17 protein-coding genes are annotated in these 18,929 nt (G+C 61.0%); 12 read left to right on the top strand and 5 right to left on the bottom strand.

Features of this window, described 5'->3' with window-relative positions; translation table 11 throughout:
* Window position 1: 1 nt before the first annotated feature.
* Together RQ479_RS32775 and RQ479_RS32770 are read left to right on the top strand one after the other, a co-directional pair.
* Window positions 2–841 (top strand): alpha/beta hydrolase, encoded by an 840-nt coding sequence (locus RQ479_RS32775; protein WP_376706111.1) that lies wholly within the window; start codon window positions 2–4, stop codon window positions 839–841.
* The gene (locus RQ479_RS32770) at window positions 828–1,712 is read left to right on the top strand and encodes a LysR substrate-binding domain-containing protein (RefSeq protein ID WP_376706110.1); all 885 of its coding nucleotides are present in this window, start codon (window positions 828–830) and stop codon (window positions 1,710–1,712) included. The genes RQ479_RS32775 and RQ479_RS32770 overlap by 14 nt, the downstream gene beginning before the upstream one ends.
* Before the next feature lie 834 nt (window positions 1,713–2,546).
* Here RQ479_RS32770 and RQ479_RS32765 read toward each other — a convergent pair.
* The 3 genes from RQ479_RS32765 to RQ479_RS32755 all read right to left on the bottom strand — a co-directional run bounded on the left by RQ479_RS32765 (window position 2,547) and on the right by RQ479_RS32755 (window position 5,121).
* Window positions 2,547–3,446: an SMP-30/gluconolactonase/LRE family protein gene (locus RQ479_RS32765; protein WP_376706109.1), complete on the bottom strand. Its 900-nt coding sequence runs from the start codon at window positions 3,444–3,446 to the stop codon at window positions 2,547–2,549.
* A 1-nt stretch (window position 3,447) separates the two neighbouring features.
* On the bottom strand, window positions 3,448–4,218 hold the full coding sequence (locus tag RQ479_RS32760; protein ID WP_376706108.1) for an SDR family oxidoreductase: 771 nt from the start codon (window positions 4,216–4,218) through the stop codon (window positions 3,448–3,450).
* A gap of 207 nt (window positions 4,219–4,425) precedes the next feature.
* Window positions 4,426–5,121: an SDR family NAD(P)-dependent oxidoreductase gene (locus tag RQ479_RS32755; protein WP_376706107.1), complete on the bottom strand. Its 696-nt coding sequence runs from the start codon at window positions 5,119–5,121 to the stop codon at window positions 4,426–4,428.
* A gap of 339 nt (window positions 5,122–5,460) precedes the next feature.
* Between RQ479_RS32755 and RQ479_RS32750 the strand changes: the two genes are divergently transcribed.
* A complete protein-coding gene (locus tag RQ479_RS32750) occupies window positions 5,461–6,855 on the top strand; it encodes a flavin-containing monooxygenase (RefSeq protein WP_376706106.1) in 1,395 nt (464 codons plus the stop codon).
* A 6-nt stretch (window positions 6,856–6,861) separates the two neighbouring features.
* On the opposite strand, the gene RQ479_RS32745 is transcribed toward RQ479_RS32750, so the two are convergent.
* On the bottom strand, window positions 6,862–7,890 hold the full coding sequence (locus tag RQ479_RS32745) for a LuxR C-terminal-related transcriptional regulator (RefSeq protein WP_376706105.1): 1,029 nt from the start codon (window positions 7,888–7,890) through the stop codon (window positions 6,862–6,864).
* Between the two features lie 136 nt (window positions 7,891–8,026).
* On the opposite strand from RQ479_RS32745, the gene betI (RQ479_RS32740) reads away from it, so the two are divergent.
* From betI (RQ479_RS32740) to RQ479_RS32720, 5 genes are all read left to right on the top strand, one after another.
* The gene (gene betI / locus RQ479_RS32740) at window positions 8,027–8,650 is read left to right on the top strand and encodes a choline-responsive transcriptional repressor BetI (RefSeq protein ID WP_376706336.1); all 624 of its coding nucleotides are present in this window, start codon (window positions 8,027–8,029) and stop codon (window positions 8,648–8,650) included.
* Window positions 8,651–8,891: 241 nt separating this feature from the next.
* Entirely contained in the window at window positions 8,892–9,698 is an 807-nt protein-coding gene (locus RQ479_RS32735) for an SDR family oxidoreductase (RefSeq protein WP_376706104.1), read from the top strand.
* A 66-nt stretch (window positions 9,699–9,764) separates the two neighbouring features.
* Complete coding sequence (locus RQ479_RS32730) at window positions 9,765–10,703, top strand: ABC transporter substrate-binding protein (protein ID WP_376706103.1); 939 nt, start codon at window positions 9,765–9,767, stop codon at window positions 10,701–10,703.
* 17 nt (window positions 10,704–10,720) lie between these two features.
* Complete coding sequence (locus RQ479_RS32725; protein WP_376706102.1) at window positions 10,721–11,836, top strand: glycine betaine/L-proline ABC transporter ATP-binding protein; 1,116 nt, start codon at window positions 10,721–10,723, stop codon at window positions 11,834–11,836.
* Entirely contained in the window at window positions 11,833–13,923 is a 2,091-nt protein-coding gene (locus tag RQ479_RS32720; protein ID WP_376706101.1) for an ABC transporter permease, read from the top strand. Before RQ479_RS32725 ends, RQ479_RS32720 begins: the two co-directional genes overlap by 4 nt.
* 21 nt (window positions 13,924–13,944) lie before the next feature.
* On the opposite strand, the gene betI (RQ479_RS32715) is transcribed toward RQ479_RS32720, so the two are convergent.
* Entirely contained in the window at window positions 13,945–14,565 is a 621-nt protein-coding gene (betI, locus tag RQ479_RS32715; protein WP_376706100.1) for a transcriptional regulator BetI, read from the bottom strand.
* A 397-nt stretch (window positions 14,566–14,962) separates the two neighbouring features.
* Between betI (RQ479_RS32715) and RQ479_RS32710 the strand changes: the two genes are divergently transcribed.
* The 4 genes from RQ479_RS32710 to RQ479_RS32695 are packed head-to-tail and all read left to right on the top strand — an operon-like array spanning window position 14,963 to window position 18,876.
* Window positions 14,963–15,931, top strand: coding sequence for a thiamine pyrophosphate-dependent dehydrogenase E1 component subunit alpha (locus RQ479_RS32710; protein WP_376706099.1), 969 nt, complete (start codon window positions 14,963–14,965; stop codon window positions 15,929–15,931).
* Between the two features lie 13 nt (window positions 15,932–15,944).
* Window positions 15,945–16,970 (top strand): alpha-ketoacid dehydrogenase subunit beta, encoded by a 1,026-nt coding sequence (locus tag RQ479_RS32705; protein WP_376706098.1) that lies wholly within the window; start codon window positions 15,945–15,947, stop codon window positions 16,968–16,970.
* A 2-nt stretch (window positions 16,971–16,972) separates the two neighbouring features.
* Entirely contained in the window at window positions 16,973–18,103 is a 1,131-nt protein-coding gene (locus RQ479_RS32700; protein WP_376706097.1) for an acetoin dehydrogenase dihydrolipoyllysine-residue acetyltransferase subunit, read from the top strand.
* Window positions 18,100–18,876 carry an SDR family NAD(P)-dependent oxidoreductase gene (locus RQ479_RS32695; RefSeq protein WP_376706096.1) on the top strand — a complete coding sequence of 259 codons (777 nt, stop codon included), beginning with the start codon at window positions 18,100–18,102 and terminating at the stop codon, window positions 18,874–18,876. Before RQ479_RS32700 ends, RQ479_RS32695 begins: the two co-directional genes overlap by 4 nt.
* Window positions 18,877–18,929 lie beyond the last annotated feature (53 nt).

Genomic DNA, 18,929 nt, shown 5'->3' with positions numbered 1-18,929 from the left:
TATGGGGCTTGCCAATGAAGCCGGCTACGTCTTCCGCGACCGTTACCCGGAGCGGGAGCATGTTTATCGCCGATTCGACGAGGAGAGCGCCGCAGCGCGCGCTTCGCTTTCATGCCACCGCAACGTGCCTTACGGTGCGCATCCTGGCCAGGAGTTCGACCTGTTTCCGGCAGGTGACGGCGCGCCGCTGGTCGTCTTTGTCCATGGCGGCTATTGGCAGAGCCTCGACAAGGATCGCTATTCGTTCGTCGCCGCGGCGCTCGTGCCGCGCGGTTTCTCGGTGGTGCTGCTGAACTACCCGCTTGCGCCGGCTGCGGGCCTCGAGGCGATCGTCGAAAGCGTCTGCGGCTGCCTGCCCGCGGTCCTGGAGGCGCTCGGGATGCCACCGCCGTTCTGGATCGCGACCGGCCATTCGGCGGGAGGGCATCTCGCCGCGATGCTGGCAATGACGAGCGGGACCGGCAATGTGGCGCTCGCGGCATGCGCGCCGATCAGCGGCATCTTCGATCTCGAGCCGCTGGTGGAAACGTCGCTCAATACGGCGCTCGAACTGGACCACCAGCGCGCTGCAAAACTCAGCCCAATACGGTGCCCGCCGGTATCCTGTCCGTTGACTGCTTTTGTCGGGGCCGCCGAGACATCGGCCTTTGCGGGGCAGTCCCGACAATTCATGGAACACTGGCGAGCAGCCGGCCAGCATGCCGAACTGGTTTCACTGCGGGACAAAAACCACTACACGGTCCTATGCGATCTGCTGGAGGAGCGGTCGGAAATAGCCGAAGGGATCATGCGGGTGGCGCAAGCCTTCCGCAGGGAGGAGAAACGGATTGAGTGGCTCTAACAAGCTGCATTTCGTCAATTTCAGCCAGCTACGTTCATTTTATGCGGTCGCGCGCGAACTGAGTTTCACCAAGGCGGCCGACCTGCTGTGTGTGGGCCAGCCGACGGTAACGACGCAGGTGAAGGCGCTGGAGGAGACATACGACGTTCAGCTTTTCCTGCGTTCGCCGCGCGGTCTGAAGCTCACCGACGCAGGAGAAGCGCTGCTTGTCGTCGTCCGCCAGATCTTCTCGCTGGAGGAGCAGGCGGTCGGTATTCTGCAGGCCGAGGGTAACCAGATATCGGGCAAGCTGCGCGTCGGCACCGTCGGCCCGTTCTTCGTCATGGAACTGCTCCGTGCCTTCCACGCGAAATACCCGCTGATGCAGGTCTTTCTCGAGAGCGGCAATTCCGACGTCATCTATAACAAATTGCTGAACTACGAGGTCGATGTCGCCATCATAGGCCGCGACTATGACGATCGGCGTCTCGATCTCATCCAGCTTGGCCGCCATGAAGTAATCGTCTTCGTGCATCGCGACCACCCATGGGGTGGACGCCAGCAGATCGATCTCGAGGAACTGGACGGGCAGCGCCTGATCTTCCGCGAGCCGGGTTCAATGACCCGTCGCGCGCTGGAAGAGGTGCTCGACAAGCATCGAGTACGGCCCAATGTGGTGATGGAAATTCCACGCGACGGCGTTCGTGAAGCTGTCGCCGCCGGCCTTGGCGCCGGCATTGTTTCCAAGACCGAGTATCTTCCGGATGACCGTTTGACGGCGCTTTCGATCTCGGATCACAAGCCGTTCACGCAATCCTTCGCGGCGTGCCTGAAGGTCCGCCAAACATTGCGTCCCATAGAGGCGTTCATGAAATTGGTCAGAGATCATTAGATGGCAGCCACTTCTCGCTAGCTCTCCCCTTTGCGGCGGCCACGAAGGCGGAAAACGGCCATCCCGTGCAGAGTTCGCTGCGCTCGCCCGCTCACCTCGAAGGCCTGGACGGGCGACCAACGTTCGTGTCATCTCGGACCGAAGTACTGGTTCGGAATTTCAGGTGTCCAGACGACGTCTGCTCTAGCCAGCAACGAAATCGGAAAACGTCCGTCGTCCTCGTGCATGGCGGCTTCGCGACTTTGGCAGGCCGCTGCGCTACGCCAGACGGCCGAGGTCCATCGCCGTGGGCATATCGACATGAATGCGGTCGGGCGCTGTTGACCGAGAGCGGGTTCAAAGTGAGCGACATCGGCGCCGTCGGTCATGAACCTGAACTATGTTCGCGCAACTACGGACAAGATCCAGCCAGCTTGATCGCGCCATGCGTCATCGGGTCTGGCTGTCCGGCGTTGGCCAGCGCCGCCGCCGTGTCGGGCTTATTGAATATCGGAGGACTCCTGCTCACCGTCGGCGCGCCTGGTTCCGGGAGGCAACTGCCCGGTTCTGATCGCTACGGTGGCGGAACGGGCGGTAGTTTCCGAGCTTAGTGCGTGAGGAGTATTTGCCGTCGACAAGACCAAGCGGCTTCTGATTTGCCGCCTGGGTCAGCGCTTCAGCGGACTCGGGGGCGATGGTGGGGGGCGCGACAATTGGCTCGGGAAGGAGCGTTGGGGCTGAGACTACTGGCGCACCACCGATCAGGATCAGACGCGCCGCTTGGCCACGGCCTCAGCCGCTGCCCTTATCGGGTCGTCCTCGGTGTGGACGTAGCGCATGAATATCGTCACGGTCTTATGTTCGCGTCCTAGGGGTGATGATCGGCTCCGGCAGTCCAGGAGTATCGACTGGACGCATGAAAACTCCGCCGCCCACATCGTACGCCTTGGTCGCTTCCGTCGTGCTGCTGTTCCAACCGGTCGTGACGTACAGCGCCTTCAGCTCTGGCCCGCCGAAGCAGAGACTTGTAACGAAAGTGGCCGGCAAATAGAGCGACCTTCTGAGCGTCCCCCTGGCATCAATGCACACGACTTTGCCGCCGCCATAGAGTGCGCACCAGACATTGCCGGCCCTATCCACCGCGAGGCCGTCTGGCATTCCGTCATTGTTTGCAAAGGTGAAGAAGACCCGCCGGCCGGATATCACTCCGCTGCGGTCGAGGTCATAGGAGAGGATGCGGTGGCCGACCGTGTCACTGAAATAAAGCTTGCGATTGTCGGGTGAGAAAGTCGGGCCATTGCAGATGACGAAACCTTTGTCGGCCACTTCTGCCATGCCATCTGGTCCCATCCGATAGAAAGCCGCATTGGGCTCCCTCTCGGAGAGATCATAGGTTCCGATCCAGTATCGTCCGTCGCGGTCGACCTTGCTGTCGTTGTAGACCAGATTCATTTTCCCGTTCTTCGGATCGGCGAAAAAGCGTGTTTTTCCGGTGCCGGGATCGAAGAGGTAAAGGCCGTGATCAACGGCGAGCAGCAGGCGACCATTGTCGGCAAAAACCAGCGATCCGATCGTGCCCCCTTGATCGATCTTCCAGCTTTCAACTGTGTCGCTGCCCCACCTTTGACGATGCACGAGCGGACCATAGAAATCGATCCAGTAAAGAGCTTGCTCCACCGGATGCCACAAGATGCTCTCGCCCAGTCGGTCACGAGTCGGAGCACAGATCTGCCATTCCCAATTGCCCGTCGGCATATCAGCTGCCTATGTGGAACGTCTCGGTATGGCCGTCGACTGCGATCGCCTGGCCGGTCACCATCTTCGCGGCGGGCGATGCCAGGAAGAGGCACGTGTCGGCGATTTCCTCCGGCCTCACGAAGCGCTTGATTGACTGGGACTGGACGTATTCCTTGTGAACGAGATCGATCTCAACACCGCGGCTCTCGGCCTCGGCCTTCATCACGTCCTGCATGCGAGCGCCATCGACGGAGCCCGGGCATATTGCGTTGGCGCGCACACCATATGGGCCGAGTTCGACGGCGAGAGATTTGGTCAATCCGATTACCGCCCATTTGGCGGCGGCGTAGGGCGTGCGAAGGCCATAGCCGTAGAGGCCGGCAGTCGAGGAGATATTGATGATGCTTCCCGAGCCTTGGGCCTTCATGGCGGGTGTTGCGCGTCTGGCGCAGAGGAACTGCGAGTCGAGACAGACGCTCAGACATGCGCGCCAGTCGTCGAGCTTAAGCTCCTCGACATAGCCGGTCGGCCCTTTGGTGCCAGCGTTGTTAATCAGGACATCCAGGCCGTTGAGATCACCCAAGGCATCATCAAACCAGCGGTCGATCGCTTCCTCATCCGTTAGATCCAGCCGCCGGGCGGCGATCTGTGGATATTTCTCAGCGACTTCGGCCAGCGCCCACTCGTCGACATCGCAGATATGAACCTTGGCGCCACTGTCAGCGAACGCTTTCGCGATGGCCCATCCTATTCCTGAACCACCCGCTGTGATCATGACCCGCTGAAGCATTCTATCCCCCTGTGGTCTTTGGCTGTTGCTTCTCCGGCGGCGCCGGCCTGTGCTGCCGAAATCTATTGTGCCGCGCTCAGGTCGGCGGCAGCGCCACCGATGTAGCGCGCCGCAGCGCCAAACGATTGAAGAAGTAGGTAGGTCGATGTCCGGGCTAATTGAGCGCCACGCAAACTGCGATTTGGCGACTGCCGATGGTGCTTCCGGTCATCGCGAAAGCTCTCCGCCGTCGACGACGATATTGGATCCATTCACATAAGAGCAGAGGCCTGAGCAGAGTGCCACGGCGACAGAGGCAATCTCTTTAGGTTGCGCGAAACGGCCCATTGGGATGGCCGCCTCATAGCTGGCGCGAATAGCTCCGGCATCAGTTCCCAATTGCCGCGCGATATTGGCCGTCGTTGCTGCAACCATCTCCGTGTCGACGCTGCCGGGCGAAATCGTATTCACGCGTATGCCCTGCGGCGCGAGTTCCCCCACGAGAGTGTCAGCCAGCCTCAAGACGCCGGCCTTGGAGGCACAATAGGCTCCCCACAGGGGCCAACCCTTGAGGCCGTACTGGGAAGCGACAAGGACGAGATTTCCGCCGCGACGCAGATGACGCGTCGCCTCTCTCGCGACCAGGAAGGCGCCCGTCAGATTCACATCCAGCACGCGGCGGAAATCCGCCGCCGACATGTCAGCCAGGGCAGCGACGGCGCCAATGGCCGCTGCGTGAACGACATCGTCAATAGGGCCCTCAGTCGCCACATCCTTGAAGGCACGCACCACAGAGCCTTCATCTGCAACATCGCAGCCGCGGACGACGTCGGATGCATTGATATCAAGGCGGACTACCGTCGCTCCGGCCTGGTCAAAAGCGTCGGCAATTGCCTTGCCAATTCCGCGTGCCGCACCGGTCACGACAGCACGGCGTCCAACAAGAAGCGGTGGCACCTGGAATTGGGGAGACGACCTCTCCTGTGGCGAGTGATTGAGTGTCATGAAAGGCTCCCGGCAAAACAATCTTGGACGTGCCAGAAGCGTATTGCACAGAGCGCGGCTCCAACAATGGTGCCGACGGTCACCATCCACGGAGTGGGCCTCTGCTGCGGCTGGGCCAACATTTGCAAAGTCTTCGCGGCAACGCGCCCAAACTTATCGGGGCATACTTTATGGTGACCGTCGGCACCATTGTTGGCGCCACAAAGCGTGATCTAGGCTTCTCGCACGTCCAAGATTGTTTTGCCGGGAGCCTTTGCCATGAAGCCAGATATCCTTCCCAAATGCTGCGTCATCGGGGCCGGCTGCAGCGGAATTGTCACCGCCAAGGCGCTTGCCGAACGGGGCATCCCTTTTGACTGGTTTGACATGAGCGACAGGGTTGGCGGCCAATGGGCATTCGAGAATCCAAATGGGAAGTCGGCGGCCTATCGCTCACTGCACATCGATACGTCGAAGTTGCAGCTGCAGCTTTCGGACTTTCCAATGCCTGCCGATACGCCTCACTATCTGCACCACACGCAAGTGCTGGCCTATTTGCAGGCCTATGTGGAGCACTTCGGCTTATCAGGCAAAGTCAGACTCAACACGGAAGTCACCGAGGCCAATCGTGACGGTCAGGGAACATGGCAAATTCGCTTAGGCGACGGCCAGACGCACTCCTATGATGCCTTGTTCGTATGCAATGGGCATCACTGGGATTCCCGCTTGCCGGAACCCGCTTATCCCGGGCACTTCGACGGCACGCAAATTCACTCGCATGGCTATCGCGACCCGTTCACCCCGGTCGACTTCAGGGGCAAAAGCGTTCTCGTTGTCGGGATGGGCAATTCGGCAATGGACATCGCCACCGAGCTTTGCCCACGCCACATATCGAAGAAGCTCTTTGTGAGCACGCGTCGCGGCGCGCATATCTTTCCTCGATTTCTCCTCGGAAAGCCGGCCGACAAGGGCAAGCTGTATCCCTGGCTGCCCCTGTCGTTGCAGCGCTGGGTCGGTCGTCGGATATTCCATTTCGCAGTCGGTCACATGGAGGACTTCGGTTTGCCGAAACCGGACCACCGCGTCTTCGAGGCGCATGTCTCGGTATCGGACACGTTCCCAACTCTGGTCGCCTCGGGCGACATCGAGATTCGGCCTGGTATCAGAGAGCTGGACGGGGACAGCGTCGTCTTCGAGGATGGCCGTCGCGAAAAGATCGATATCATCGTCTGGGCCACCGGCTACAAGGTCTCCTTTCCGTTCTTCGATCCGTCTTTCATATCGGCGCCCGGCAATCGGCTGCCCCTCTTCAAGCGCGTCCTCAAGCCCGGGATCCCGAACCTGTTCTTCATTGCTTTGGCGCAACCCAGCATTACGCTGTTCGCGCTTGCCGATCGCCAGGCAAAATGGATCGCTGCCTATCTGTCGGGCGAATATTCGTTGCCCGATGCGGAGGAACAGGTGCGCACGATCGTCGCCGACGAGAAGAGACATATGGCGCGCTACTATGCATCGGCGCGCCACACCATGCAGCTCGATCAGGACATTTATTTTGCCGAGCTGGACAGTGAGCTGCGTCGTGGCCGCAAGCGCGCGCGTTCCCTTGGCTTCGGACGCACGCGATTGCCGGTGCCGAGCCTCGCTAAGCGCGAGATTCCCGCTGCTGCCGAGTGACAGGTGTCATCTTGGCTGAGCTCGCAGATGCTGCATGTAGGTGAGAAAGAGCTCTCTCTCGGTGGTGATGTCGAGCTTCTGGTAGAGGCGCAGACGATGGTTCTTGATGGTGCCGCGCTTGAGGCCGAGGCGGCTGGCGATGCTGGCGATTGGATGCCCTTCCAGAGTGAGCATCACAATTTGCTTCTCTCGATGGGTAAGGCACGCAAGCCAGCCGTCGTCTTGCCCACGCGGAGCGGACACGGCGGATACTTCCACCTGATCACACAAGCCGCCTGGAGCGACACCGAAGTCGGCTGCCAAGGGAGACCTGATGACGAGCCGGCCATCGGCAAGCGTTGTCTGCGTCCTGCCGGCTCTGGCCAATTCCGCCAGCGCTTCGGCAAGCCCACTTTTTGTATCAGCCTCCAGCGTTCTCCAGGCACGATTGGCGGCGAGCTCCTTGCCGCTGCGGTCGATCAGCCGGAACGGTTTCTCGGTCGAATGGTCAACCAGGCCACGGCCGATAATCGCCTTGAGATGTGCTTTGTGCAGCCCCGCCAAAAGCGGAAAAGCGCTCTTGATGCGGCCGATCTCAACGGCGGTGAATTCACCTATAGCCCGATCAAGAACAAGGGTCGGGCTGGCGCCGCCGATTGGCGGCAAAAACACCGCGATTTCATCGCTGATGCGCGCGGCGCGCAGGAACTCCAGGGCGTAGCGGCTCTTCCACAGTTCCACCGGTGCCAGTCCCCGCAATGATTTGACGGCGGGCTCGGCGACTGTTCGCCAGTAGTGATGGAAAGGGTCGAACGCGTAGAGACCAGAGTCATAAGGCGCTGCAACCTCACTCCTGATCTGACGAGGAATAACAAGATCTGGCGCGCCAAAACTTGAATAACGGACCAACGACAGGAGATCGGCTTCGACCAATGAAGTCAGCACCTCCAGCAGCCGGTCATAGAAGGCCTCGCCGCCTATGGCAGCGCTTGCACGCTCCATGGCGTCCCAAAATCCCGTCCCGGCCATGCCGCTCGGACCGTCGAAGGCGCTCAACGACACGGCATGGTCTCGAACATCGGCAGTTACCGGAGAAAAAACGTTCATGTCTTACCTCCTTGGCTGGTTGGCTTGAAAATTGGTCAACTGGCCAATTCTTGATCCCATTAGCCAAATATGTCAATGTCAGTGCATGAGTCTGACCAGAATAAGCGATATCCGACGCCGAGAACTGCGCCATGCGGCCTATGAGGTCCTCCAGGCGGAAGGGATGAGCGGAGCAACCATCGAAAAGGTTGCGCAGAGGGCGGGCGCGTCCAAGGGCATCGTCCACCACTATTTCAAAACCAAGCAGGAACTGTTCGAACAGGCGATGCGGCACTCGAATGCTTTGCTGCGGGATGAGGTAATCCGCCTGATGCGCCTTGCTCGTAGCCCGGATCAGCGACTGTGGGCGATCATCGAAGGCAATTTCAGCACAGCTTTTTTCACGCCCGGGATCTGTCGCGCCTGGCTCGCCCTTTGCGCCGAAATCCCGCGTGAGCCACAGCTGGCGCGTATCCAGCGCGTCGTTCATGCCCGCATGCATTCGAACCTGATGACAGCACTGTCGGCGCTCGTGCCGTCGGGCGAATGTGAAACCGTCGCGCTCGGCATAACGACACTTATCGACGGGCTTTGGCTCAGGCTGGGGTTGCATCCGGGTCAGCTGACCGCCTCGGAAGCGCTGGCGCAAATGATCGATTATCTGGACCATCGTATCCCGCACATAACATGGAAAGAACATCTGTTTCGGGCTGCTGCCGCTATCGAGTAACGACGCCAGCTGGCCGCCACACGACCGCGCCTGTAGACTGCTTGAGCTGGTCGGAGCTGGGTAAGGCCAACATCATGACGATGGGCTTGTTTGTGGCCGCATGTGCTCCCTCCCAAGCTGACCGGTGACGCACGGCTTCGAATCGACGCGTTTCCTGGACGGTATGGTGACCGTTGGCACCATTGTTGGTGCTTGAGGCCGCCAATAGGCTCGGACCTTGACGAGTTTCAAGGAGCACCTCGTGAGCGGACGTCTATCGGGCAAGGTGACGCTTATCTCCGGGGCAGCGTCAGGGATCGGCCGGGAAACGGCGCGCCTGTTTGCACGCGAGGGCGGCAAGGTGTTCCTGGGCGACATCGATTCCGAAAGAGGCGGGGCGGCCGCCGCAGAGATCAGCCCGTCGGCGCACTTCGTACCGCTCAACGTTACGCAAGAAGAGTCATGGTCGGCAGCGCTCGAGAAAGTTCTGAACCTTGCGGGCAGGATCGATATCTTGGTGAACTCGGCTGGCATATGGACTGGCGGCGATTTTATCGACTGCTCGCTGGCCGACTGGCAGCAGACTATGGATGTCAATGCCACCGGCACCTTCCTGGGTTGCCGTTTCGCAGTAAAGGCGATGAAGGCAATCGGCAATTCTGGTTCGATCGTGAACATCTCGTCGATCTATGGCAATATCGCCGCGGATGATGCCGTTGCCTATGCCGCTAGCAAGGGCGCAGTTCGGCTGTTGACCAAGGGTGTGGCACTCTATTGCGCGGCCAACACGCTGCCCATTCGGTGCAACTCCGTCCATCCAACTTATGTCGATTCAGAAATGTTGGAACGGTTTGCAGAAGCCGCCGGCGGACGCGAGTTGGAGGTCGCCAGGCTGAGCAGCGTCGTGCCGATGCGCAAGTTGCCGGTGCCATCCGATATCGCCGAAGCCATTCTCTTTCTCGCGTCGGATGCGGCTCGATTGATCACTGGGGCTGAACTGCCGGTCGATGGCGGGATGCTGGCCGGCATAGTCGCTCCCGTCAGCAATCCGGCGCGGCTCGTGTCCTAACCGGTTGGGAAGCGCGATCCGGGATTACGAGTCAGACAAGACAACAAATATGGGAGAATGCAGGTCATGCTTACCAACATCAGAATTGCCCTATGGGCCATCCCGATCGCCTTGGGTGTTACGGTTGCATCCCACGCAATAGCCAAACCACTCGGGGATACGAGCTCGGTGATCAAAATCGCGATCAACGAATGGACCGGTCAGAATTTGACCGCGCATATTGCTGGCAAGCTGCTGGAAAAACTCGGTTACAAAGTCGAATACGTAACGGCGGGAACGCTGCCGCAATTCACTGGCATTGCCAGCGGCAGTTTGGCTCTTTCTCCAGAAGTCTGGCCCAGCAATCTCGGCGACGTCTATCCGAAGGCTAAAGCTGAAGGGAAGCTAGAGGAGATCGGCGAGCTTGGCCTGCAGACCAGGGATGGCTGGATCTATACGGTCGACACCAAGGCCGTTTGCCCAGGGCTCCCCGATTGGACAGCATTGAAGAACCCGTCGTGCGTCCAGGCCCTGGCGACGCCGGAAACCTTCCCAAACGGCCGGCTTTTGGACTATCCGGCCGATTGGGGATCGGCGAGTGGTCCAGAACTCAAGAATGCCGATATTCCCTTCACCACCGTGCCAGCCGGATCTGAAGGTTCCCTGATTGCCGAACTGCAGGCCGCCACTGCGGCCCACAAGCCGCTGCTGATGCGCTTCTGGGCACCGCATTGGGTTCTGGCTGAAGTGCCGGTCGAGTGGCTGAAGATGCCCCCTTGCGATGAAAACAACCTGGCGGAGTGTATCGTTGCTCCACCCGTGATCAAGGTCGTCTGGTCGGGTTTCGCGGAAAAATGGCCTGCGGGATATGCCCTGATGAAATCGCTCCAGGTGCATGCTGATGACCAGCAGAAAATGATCTATGCAGTCGACAAGCAAGGCAAGAGCCTGGACGTCGCTGTCGATGAGTGGATGAATCAGCACCAGAAGGATTGGCAGGACTGGTTCAAGGCAGCGCAGAATTGATCGCGCGGAGCAGCATCATGGCCCTTCCATCAGCAACTGCCGACGGGGCCAGAGTGTCGCCCGACCCAACCGGCGAGGCGGTTGCCAAGCTTCGATGCCGCAACATTTGGAAGATCTATGGACAGCGGCCCGACAAGGCACTGGCCACCGCGCTCGGAGCTTCGGAACCACCGCTGACGTTGAAGCGTCAGCTTGAAGAGACAGGGCATTTTCTCGCCTTGGCGGATGTTAGCTTTGATGTCAGGCAAGGTGAGATCTTTGTCGTCATGGGCCTCTCCGGATCGGGCAAATCAACGCTGGTCCGATGTTTGTCCCGTCTCGTCGAGCCCACGGGTGGCGAAGTCTGGCTTGGCGGCGAGAACCTCCTGGCGGCGAGTGAGCGTCGGATGGTTGAAGTCCGGCGCAAGGTCATGGGGATGGTGTTCCAGAACTTCGGGCTGTTGCCGCACCTAAATGTCCTCGACAACGTCGCGTTTCCGTTGCGGATGCAGGGTATGCCGCCGGCCGATAGAACTGCGAAGGCTCGCGATATGATCGAGCTTGTGGGGTTGCGCGGCCGAGAAAACAGCATGCCGCTTGAGCTTTCTGGGGGGCAACAGCAGCGTGTCGGCATTGCTCGATCACTCGCTGACAACCCTGAGCTATGGTTCCTCGATGAACCTTTCTCGGCGCTCGATCCGCTGATCCGGCGCCAGATGCAGGACGAATTCTTGCGGCTGCAGCAACTGCTGCAGAAAACGATTGTCTTTATCACGCACGATATTCAAGAAGCCTTCCGTCTGGCGGATCGGATCGCGATCATGCGTGAAGGGCGGATTATCCAGATTGGGACGCCTGCAGACATTCTGCTCACGCCTGTCGACGCCTACGTTGCGAGCTTCACCGAGGAGGTGTCGCTGGCCAAGGTAGTGACCGCGGGCTCCGTCATGGCCAAGCTGCCCGGCAACTGGGACGCAAGTCGGGGTCACGAAGTTGATGCTGCGACACCGATCGAGATGCTGTTGCCACACAGCCTTGCAGGCACACAGACCTTTGTCATCACCCGCGAAGGGGAGGGACCAGTTGGCCTGCTGACCTCTGAGATCATCGCGAAAGTCTTGGCCAATGATACGGCGCGAAGGGGCGCGATGTGAGCAATCTGGAGGCTGTCCTGGTGCGGGTCGCCGATCCTCCCATGCGGTTTCGGCGGCAGACGGTCTGGCTCGGTATTCTGATTTTCGTCGCGCTTTGCCTCGCCCAGCGAACAGCCTGGCCCTGGCTTCTGACTTACCCCAAGGCCTGGATCCTGCCGATTGCACCGGCTGTGAGCGGTATCTTTGACTGGATCGTGCCGCTGCTGGCCCCGGTCTGCGCGGTGATATCATCGATCCTGGCTTCTGCTCTTCATACCTGTGGCTCTGTCTTGCGTTGGATGCCGTGGCCGGCCTCAATCGTTTTCTTCGCATTGCTCGGTTGGTGGGCGCAAAGCTGGCGGCTGGCGCTCTTTACCCTAGCCGCTCTCGGGTACATCGTGCTCGCCGGATACTGGCAGCAAGGCATGAACACCTTGTCCATGGTAACCCTCGCTGTGCCGCTTGCGGTCACCATCGGCTTCCTGCTCGGGGTCGCTGCTCATACGTCGCGCCCTGTGCGAAGGGTGACTTTGGTGGTGCTCGACCTGTTGCAGACCGTGCCGGCCTTTGCCTTTCTCATTCCGCTTTTGCTGCTGTTTGGCTTCGGACCGATCGCGGGCCTGGTTGCCTGCGTGGCTTACGCAATCCCACCCATGGTCCATTGCACCATGCTCGGCCTCGCCCGTGTGCCGATTTCCCTGCTGGAAGTGGGCGGCATGGCTGGTTGTACGCGATGGCAACGTTTCTGGCATGTCGTACTGCCGACCGCCCGACAGCAAATTCTGACCGGCGTCAACCAGACGACCATGGCCAGCTTCAGTATGGTGATCATGGCGGCCATCATCGGCGGTTTCAATGATGTCGGCTGGGAAGTGCTCAATGCGATGCGCAAGGCGGATTTCGGCCACAGCCTGTTATCCGGCCTGGTCATCGCGGTGCTTGCGATGGTGGTCGATCGCATCACCCGTGGCTTCGCGCAACCACGCGACGGCTCGGGCCACCAAACGCGATATGATGTCGTCGGCGCGGCTGCTTTCCTGGCAGTCCCGCTTCTCGGCGGCGCGCTGTTGCACCTTGCGCCGGCAAGCATGGCGCGGATTGACGCACTGCAGGGCGTCATCGATCCGAATGCCTTGAACACGCTCGTGCTCGATCTGGTCCGTGCCTTTTCGGCACCGCTCGACAGTTTCAAGGTGTTTGTCCTCTATCATTTCATGCTGCCGCTTCGGATCGGCCTGGCTGCTGCGGTGACCCCGTTTACCTGGGGTTTCGCTTGGACACCGCAGGTAAGCACCCTCTATGCCGCGACGACGCTGGTGCTGGCGGCTTGGCTGATGGTCAAGGGCCGGTGGGGCGCCGGCATTGTGGTGCTGCTGGGAGCCGCATTGCTGCTCTTTGGCTTCAGCGGGTTCCCTTGGCCAGCATTCATCGCGGTGATAGCAGGGCTTGCCTGGTCGGTCGGCGGCGGCAAGTTGGCGGTTCCGGTCGCGGTCGGGACGTCCTTCGTCGTTACAGCAGGTCTCTACGAGCCATTGGGACAATCCCTCTATCTTTGCGTCCTGGCGGTCCTGATCTGTACTTCAGGGGGACTGATTGGCATCGCGGCGGCAAAGAGCGACCGGTTCTCGGCTCTCCTGCGGCCATGCTGCGACACGCTCCAAACCATGCCGCAATTCATCTTCCTCATCCCTGCATTGATGTTCTTCCAGGTGGGTGAACTCACGGGCCTGATTGCGATCGCACTCTATGCAATTGTGCCGCCAATTCGCTACGTCGAATATGGGATAAGAAGCGTACCAGCCGATCTTGTCGAGACGTCGCGCCAGATTGGCTGTACTGCATGGCAGCGCCTGATCCATGTTGAATTTCCAGTCGCAAAGCCGGAAATCGTGCTTGGCGTCAATCAAACCATCATGGCCGCATTGTCGATGCTGCCTGTGGCCGCTCTGGTCGGCACGAAAGATCTAGGGCAGCAGGTCTATATTGGACTGAGCAAAGCCGATGCGGGTCTTGGTTTGGTCGCAGGCTTGTCGATTGCAATCGTCGCGATGATCTCGGATCGCATCATGCGAGCGACCGTTTCAAGAGCTGGTAACTCACTGAACTAGCGACCTAAGCGAGTACAGGTTTCAGTGGCGTTTGGAAACTCGCGGATCACCGATCGTCGGTGGGCTACTTGAACCCAACAGGCTGTCGACCAGGCTGGTCAACATGGCTAGCGCCGCTTCTCGCGACGGTTCGGCCTTGGTCGCAGCCATGCGAACCCAGATGCCATCCATCAACATGGCGATCATTTCCGCCGCGCGCTCGGCCTCCACTTTGGGTAGGAGCTGGCGCAATTCGTGCAGCAGGTTGCTGCGCATGCGCGCGTTTTGGACACTAAGCAATCTTTCAAAGCGTGCTGAGAAGGTTGCCTGGGCGCAGTAGGAAATCCAATATTGAGCCCGGCTGGCGATGTACATCCGCTCGTCGAAATTGCCATTGCAGATCGTGGTTAGACGTTCCCGTGGTGTCGTGCAGCGGCGCAGGCTCGCCGCGATCTGTTCCGAGATCAGCCTATTCCCGAAGCGGACGGCGGCTTCCAGCAATTCGTCCTTGCTGGTGAAGTAATGGTGGACCAAGCCGCGGGACATGCCGAGGCGCTCGGCTACCTTGGCCAGGGTCACGCCATGGAAACCCTCCTCGGCAAGGATGTCGAACGCCACCTCCTGCATGTCCTTGCGGCGTATGTCGCGAATTCGTGTTTTCATCCAGTCCTCTGGAGCATGATCCCGAAAAGTGAGTCCAGTTTTCGGAAAACATCATGCTAAAACAAAGAGATACAGCCAGTTCCGATTCCATCTGGAAGAAACGGGCTCTAGGCACTGACAGCACGCGCCCGGGGCGACAGTCAAGGCAGATTGTGCCATGAGCCCATAAATTGGCACCCCTGCCAAAAAATTGGCTTATGAGTCAACTTTTTGTTGACAAGGGCCTGCCCCATCGCCAACGTACTCTCATCGCATTGAAGTATGGGGAGAGGTGAATGGGCCGGCTCGACGACAGAGTTGCGCTGATTTCGGGCGGCGCAGCAGGCGAGGTTGCGGTCGCTACAATTGCGCCCGTCGCCATTCCCAACTCGACCCGCGCTTGGTTGGAGACCCACTCATGCAGATGAGCCGGGACACATTGCGCACCGCCTATCGCCAGATGCGGACCATCCGTGCCTTCGAGGATGCGGTGAACCGCGCTTTCTCCAACGGCGAGATACCAGGCTTTGTTCACCTCTACAGCGGTCAGGAAGCCTGCGCTGTCGGTGTCTGCATGCATCTCGATGACCGCGACTACATCGGCTCGACTCATCGCGGCCATGGTCATTGCATCGCCAAGGGGTGCGATATCGACGGCATGATGATGGAGATATTCGGCAAGGCGGGCGGTCTCTGCGGCGGCAAAGGCGGCTCGATGCATATCGCCGATATCGAGCGCGGCATGCTTGGCGCCAATGCCATCGTAGGCGGCAGCCCGCCCTTGGCGGTCGGGGCTGCGCTGACTGCCAAGACGCTCAGAACCGACCGTGTCGCCGTCGCCTTCACTGGCGATGGCGGGTCCAACCAGGGGACGATGTTCGAGGCCATGAACATGGCCGTTGTCCTAGGGCTGCCGGTCATCTTCGTTGTCGAGAACAATGGCTATGCAGAGGGAACCGGCGTCGACTACGCCGTTGGGTCACGAGATATCGCATCTCGTGCCGCCGGTTTCGGCATGCCGGCGGAGCGCATCGATGGCCTTGATTTCTTCGCCGTCCATGAGGCGATGACAGAAGCCGTGGCACGGGCGCGTGGTGGAGCAGGGCCGAGCTTCATCGAGGCGCGCTGCGTGCGCCACCACGGCCACTACTGTGGCGATCCGCAGGGCTACCGGTCCAAGGAGGAGTTGCAGGCGGCGCGGGCCGACGGGGATCCGCTGCTCCGCTTCCGTGCCCGCGTCGGCACGTCGGCACTTCTGGAGGCGGCCGAACTCGACACCATCGACGCCGAGGTCGAACAGCAAATCGCAGCGGCGGTTGTGAAGGCGAGGGCGGCTTTCGATCCGTCGCCCTCCGCGCTGCTGACCGACGTCTATCTCAGCTATTGATCGGACGCACCGCATGTCAAAGAAAACCTTCCGCCAGGCGATCAACGAAGCTCTCCATGCCGAGATGCGGCGCGATCCGCGCGTGGTCGTGATCGGCGAGGATGTCGCTGGCGGCGCCGGCGGCACCGGGGTGGACGATGCTTATGGTGGCGTCATGGGAGTAACACGAGGGCTGGTCGGTGCCTTCGGCCGCGAGCGCGTCATCGACACGCCGATCACCGAAAGTGCCATCATGGGCATGGCGGCGGGCGCCGCCGTCACCGGCTTGCGGCCGGTTGCCGAACTGATGTTCGTCGACTTCATCGGCGTCTGCTTCGACCAGATATACAACCAGGCCGCCAAGTTTCGTTATATGTTCGGCGGAAAGGCGAAGACGCCGTTGGTCATCCGGGCGATGTTCGGCGCCGGCTTCAGCGCCGGGGCGCAGCATTCGCAATGCCTCTATTCCTTCTTCACCCATGTTCCGGGCCTGAAGGTCGTCATCCCGTCGACGCCCTATGACGCCAAGGGATTGCTCATCGAAGCCGTCCGCGACGACGATCCGGTCATCTTCCTCGAGCACACCAAGCTCTACGACATCGAAGGGCAGGTGCCCGACGAGGCCTATACAGTGCCCTTCGGCGAAGCCTCGGTTCTACGCGAGGGGGGCGACGTGACGATCGTCGCGCTGGCGCGGATGGTGCATGTCGCGCTGGAGGCCGCCGATCGGCTCGCGGCGTCCGGTATCCATGCGACGGTCATCGATCCGCGCACCACCTCGCCGATCGACGAGGACACCATCCTGGAGAGCGTCACGGAAACCGGCCGTCTCGTGGTGGTGGACGAAGCCAATCCGCGCTGCAGCGTGGCCAGCGAGATCGCGGCATTCGTCGCGGACAAGGCCTTCCATGCCATGAAGGCGCCGATCCGGCGGGTGACCGCCCCGCACACGCCGGTCCCGTTCGCGCCGGTGCTGGAGGCCGCCTACGTCCCGAACGCCGAGCGGGTCGAAGCTGCCGTCCGGCAACTGCTCGACCCTAATGCCGGCCGAAAGCGATGACGATGCAGATCACAGCCATATCGATGCCGACCTGGGGCCTGACCATGGAAGAGGGGACGCTGGTCGAATGGCTCGTGCCCGAAGGCACGCGCGTCGTGCCAGGCATGGAACTGGCTGAAATCGAGACGACCAAGGTCACCAACATGCTCGAAGCACAGGAGGCCGGCGTGCTGCGTCGGCATGTCATCGCCCAGGGGGAGACGAGGGCCTGCGGCACCCTGATCGGCATCCTTGCCGACGAGACCGTGCCGGACGCCGAGGTCGATGCCTTCATCGCCCGCTTTGCTGAGAGCGCGGCCGGCGAGGCGGCTCTGGCGCAGGTGCCGGAGCCAAGGCAGCTCGATCTGCCCGACGGACGCAGGCTCCGTTATCTGCGGGTTGGCGAGGGTGGCACAGCGGCCCTCCTGATCCACGGCCTGGGCGGCGATCTCGACGCCTGGCAGATGATCCAGGCGAGGCTGGCCGCCGACCGGGCGGTCTATGCGATCGACCTGCCGGGGCACGGCGAGTCGACGAAGGAGATACGGAGCGGAGATCTCGCGGAGCTTGCCGAAACGGTCGTGCAGGCCATGGACGCGCTTGGGCTCGAGCGGGCACATCTGGTGGGCCATTCGCTCGGGGCAGGCACTGCCCTGCAATTGGCGCTGGCGCATCCAAGCCGCGTCGCCTCGCTCGCCTTGATCGCGCCTGTCGGCCTTGCCGAGGGCATCGATCCAACGTTCCCGGCCGAGTTTCTTGCCGCCACGAAGACGCGTGACCTGCAGCGCTGCCTTGGCAGGCTGTTTGCCGACCCCTCCATGGTGGGCCGGGAGTTCGCAGAACGGGTCGCCCGCAACAAGCGGCTGGACGGCGCCGAGGCAGCACTCTCGAAGATCGTTGCGGCATGCTTCCCGGACGGGCGCCAGCGCTCGGTCCTGCTGCCGGCCTTCGCGGCCTGGGTCGCCGACAATCCGACGATTCCGGTCGCTGTCGTCTGGGGACAGGAGGATGCCATCGTATCGCCTGATCCGCTCGGGCAACTGCCCGCGTCGGTGGCCGCGTATCTGATCCCCAGCGCCGGCCACATGCCTCAGTTGGAGGCTGCAAAGGAGGTCAACGCCATCCTCTGTGAGCATGTGGGAGCGGCGGCATGACCGGTCGGCTGGCAGGACGCGCCGCCTATGTGACGGGCGCAAGCCGTGGCATCGGGCGCGGCATTGCACTGGCGCTTGCGAGCGAGGGCGCGGGGGTCGTCGTAACCGACATCGAGGCGGAGGCCGCGGAGGCCGTTGCCGCGGAAATCCGCGCAGCAGGCGGGCGGGCTGAGTCGCGTGTCGTCGATGTCAGGAAATGGGACGACTTCGTCGCTCTGGTCGCGCATGTCGAACGGCAATTCGGCCAGCTCGACATCGCCGTGAACTGCGCAGGGGTCATCAGCGTCGCCGCGGTCGAGGACGTGGTGGAAGCGGAATGGGACCGGGTGATGGATGTCAATGCCAAGGGCGTGTTCCTGTCGTGCAAGGCGGCGGTCCCCGCCATGAGGCGCAATGGCTTCGGGCGTATCATCAACATTTCCTCGGTTTCCGGCAAGGACGGCTACCCGAAGCTGGCTCTCTACAGTGCCTCCAAATATGCGGTGCTCGGCTTCACCAATTCCCTCGCCAAGGAGGTCGCCCGCGACGGCATCACCGTGAACGCGATCTGCCCCGGTGTCGTGAAAACGCACATGTGGGACATGCTTTCGGCCGAACTCAGGGAGCAAGGGGAAACGGCCGAGCAGTCCTGGCAGCGGCATGTGCTGGAGTTCGTGCCGCAGGGCCGGCCTCAGACGCCCGAGGAGATCGGAGGCCTCGCAATCTATCTGGTACTGGCGCCGAGCGTCACCGGGCAATCGATCAACATCGACGGAGGGCTGACGTCGCACTGACATCGGGTTCCGTGGTCGGAAAGAGAACGGGGACAATGACAACAGGGAGAAAA

The sequence above is a fragment of the Mesorhizobium sp. ISC25 genome (assembly GCF_042295465.1).
GTDB lineage: Bacteria > Pseudomonadota > Alphaproteobacteria > Rhizobiales > Rhizobiaceae > Mesorhizobium.
The sequence above is the reverse complement of the archived record's forward strand: the minus strand, read 5'-3'. Positions and strand labels throughout refer to the sequence as shown.

Bases quoted from the DNA above. Each gene is read 5' to 3' on its own strand.
- betI (WP_376706336.1), top strand. From the start codon at position 8,027: ATGAGTCTGACCAGAATAAGCGATATCCGACGCCGAGAACTGCGCCAT.
- RQ479_RS32775 (WP_376706111.1), top strand. From the start codon at position 2: ATGGGGCTTGCCAATGAAGCCGGCTACGTCTTCCGCGACCGTTACCCG.
- RQ479_RS32730 (WP_376706103.1), top strand. From the start codon at position 9,765: ATGCTTACCAACATCAGAATTGCCCTATGGGCCATCCCGATCGCCTTG.
- RQ479_RS32765 (WP_376706109.1), bottom strand. From the start codon at position 3,446: ATGCCGACGGGCAATTGGGAATGGCAGATCTGTGCTCCGACTCGTGAC.
- RQ479_RS32705 (WP_376706098.1), top strand. From the start codon at position 15,945: ATGTCAAAGAAAACCTTCCGCCAGGCGATCAACGAAGCTCTCCATGCC.
- RQ479_RS32695 (WP_376706096.1), top strand. From the start codon at position 18,100: ATGACCGGTCGGCTGGCAGGACGCGCCGCCTATGTGACGGGCGCAAGC.
- RQ479_RS32760 (WP_376706108.1), bottom strand. From the start codon at position 4,218: ATGCTTCAGCGGGTCATGATCACAGCGGGTGGTTCAGGAATAGGATGG.
- RQ479_RS32700 (WP_376706097.1), top strand. From the start codon at position 16,973: ATGCAGATCACAGCCATATCGATGCCGACCTGGGGCCTGACCATGGAA.
- betI (WP_376706100.1), bottom strand. From the start codon at position 14,565: ATGAAAACACGAATTCGCGACATACGCCGCAAGGACATGCAGGAGGTG.
- RQ479_RS32750 (WP_376706106.1), top strand. From the start codon at position 5,461: ATGAAGCCAGATATCCTTCCCAAATGCTGCGTCATCGGGGCCGGCTGC.
- RQ479_RS32710 (WP_376706099.1), top strand. From the start codon at position 14,963: ATGCAGATGAGCCGGGACACATTGCGCACCGCCTATCGCCAGATGCGG.
- RQ479_RS32725 (WP_376706102.1), top strand. From the start codon at position 10,721: ATGGCCCTTCCATCAGCAACTGCCGACGGGGCCAGAGTGTCGCCCGAC.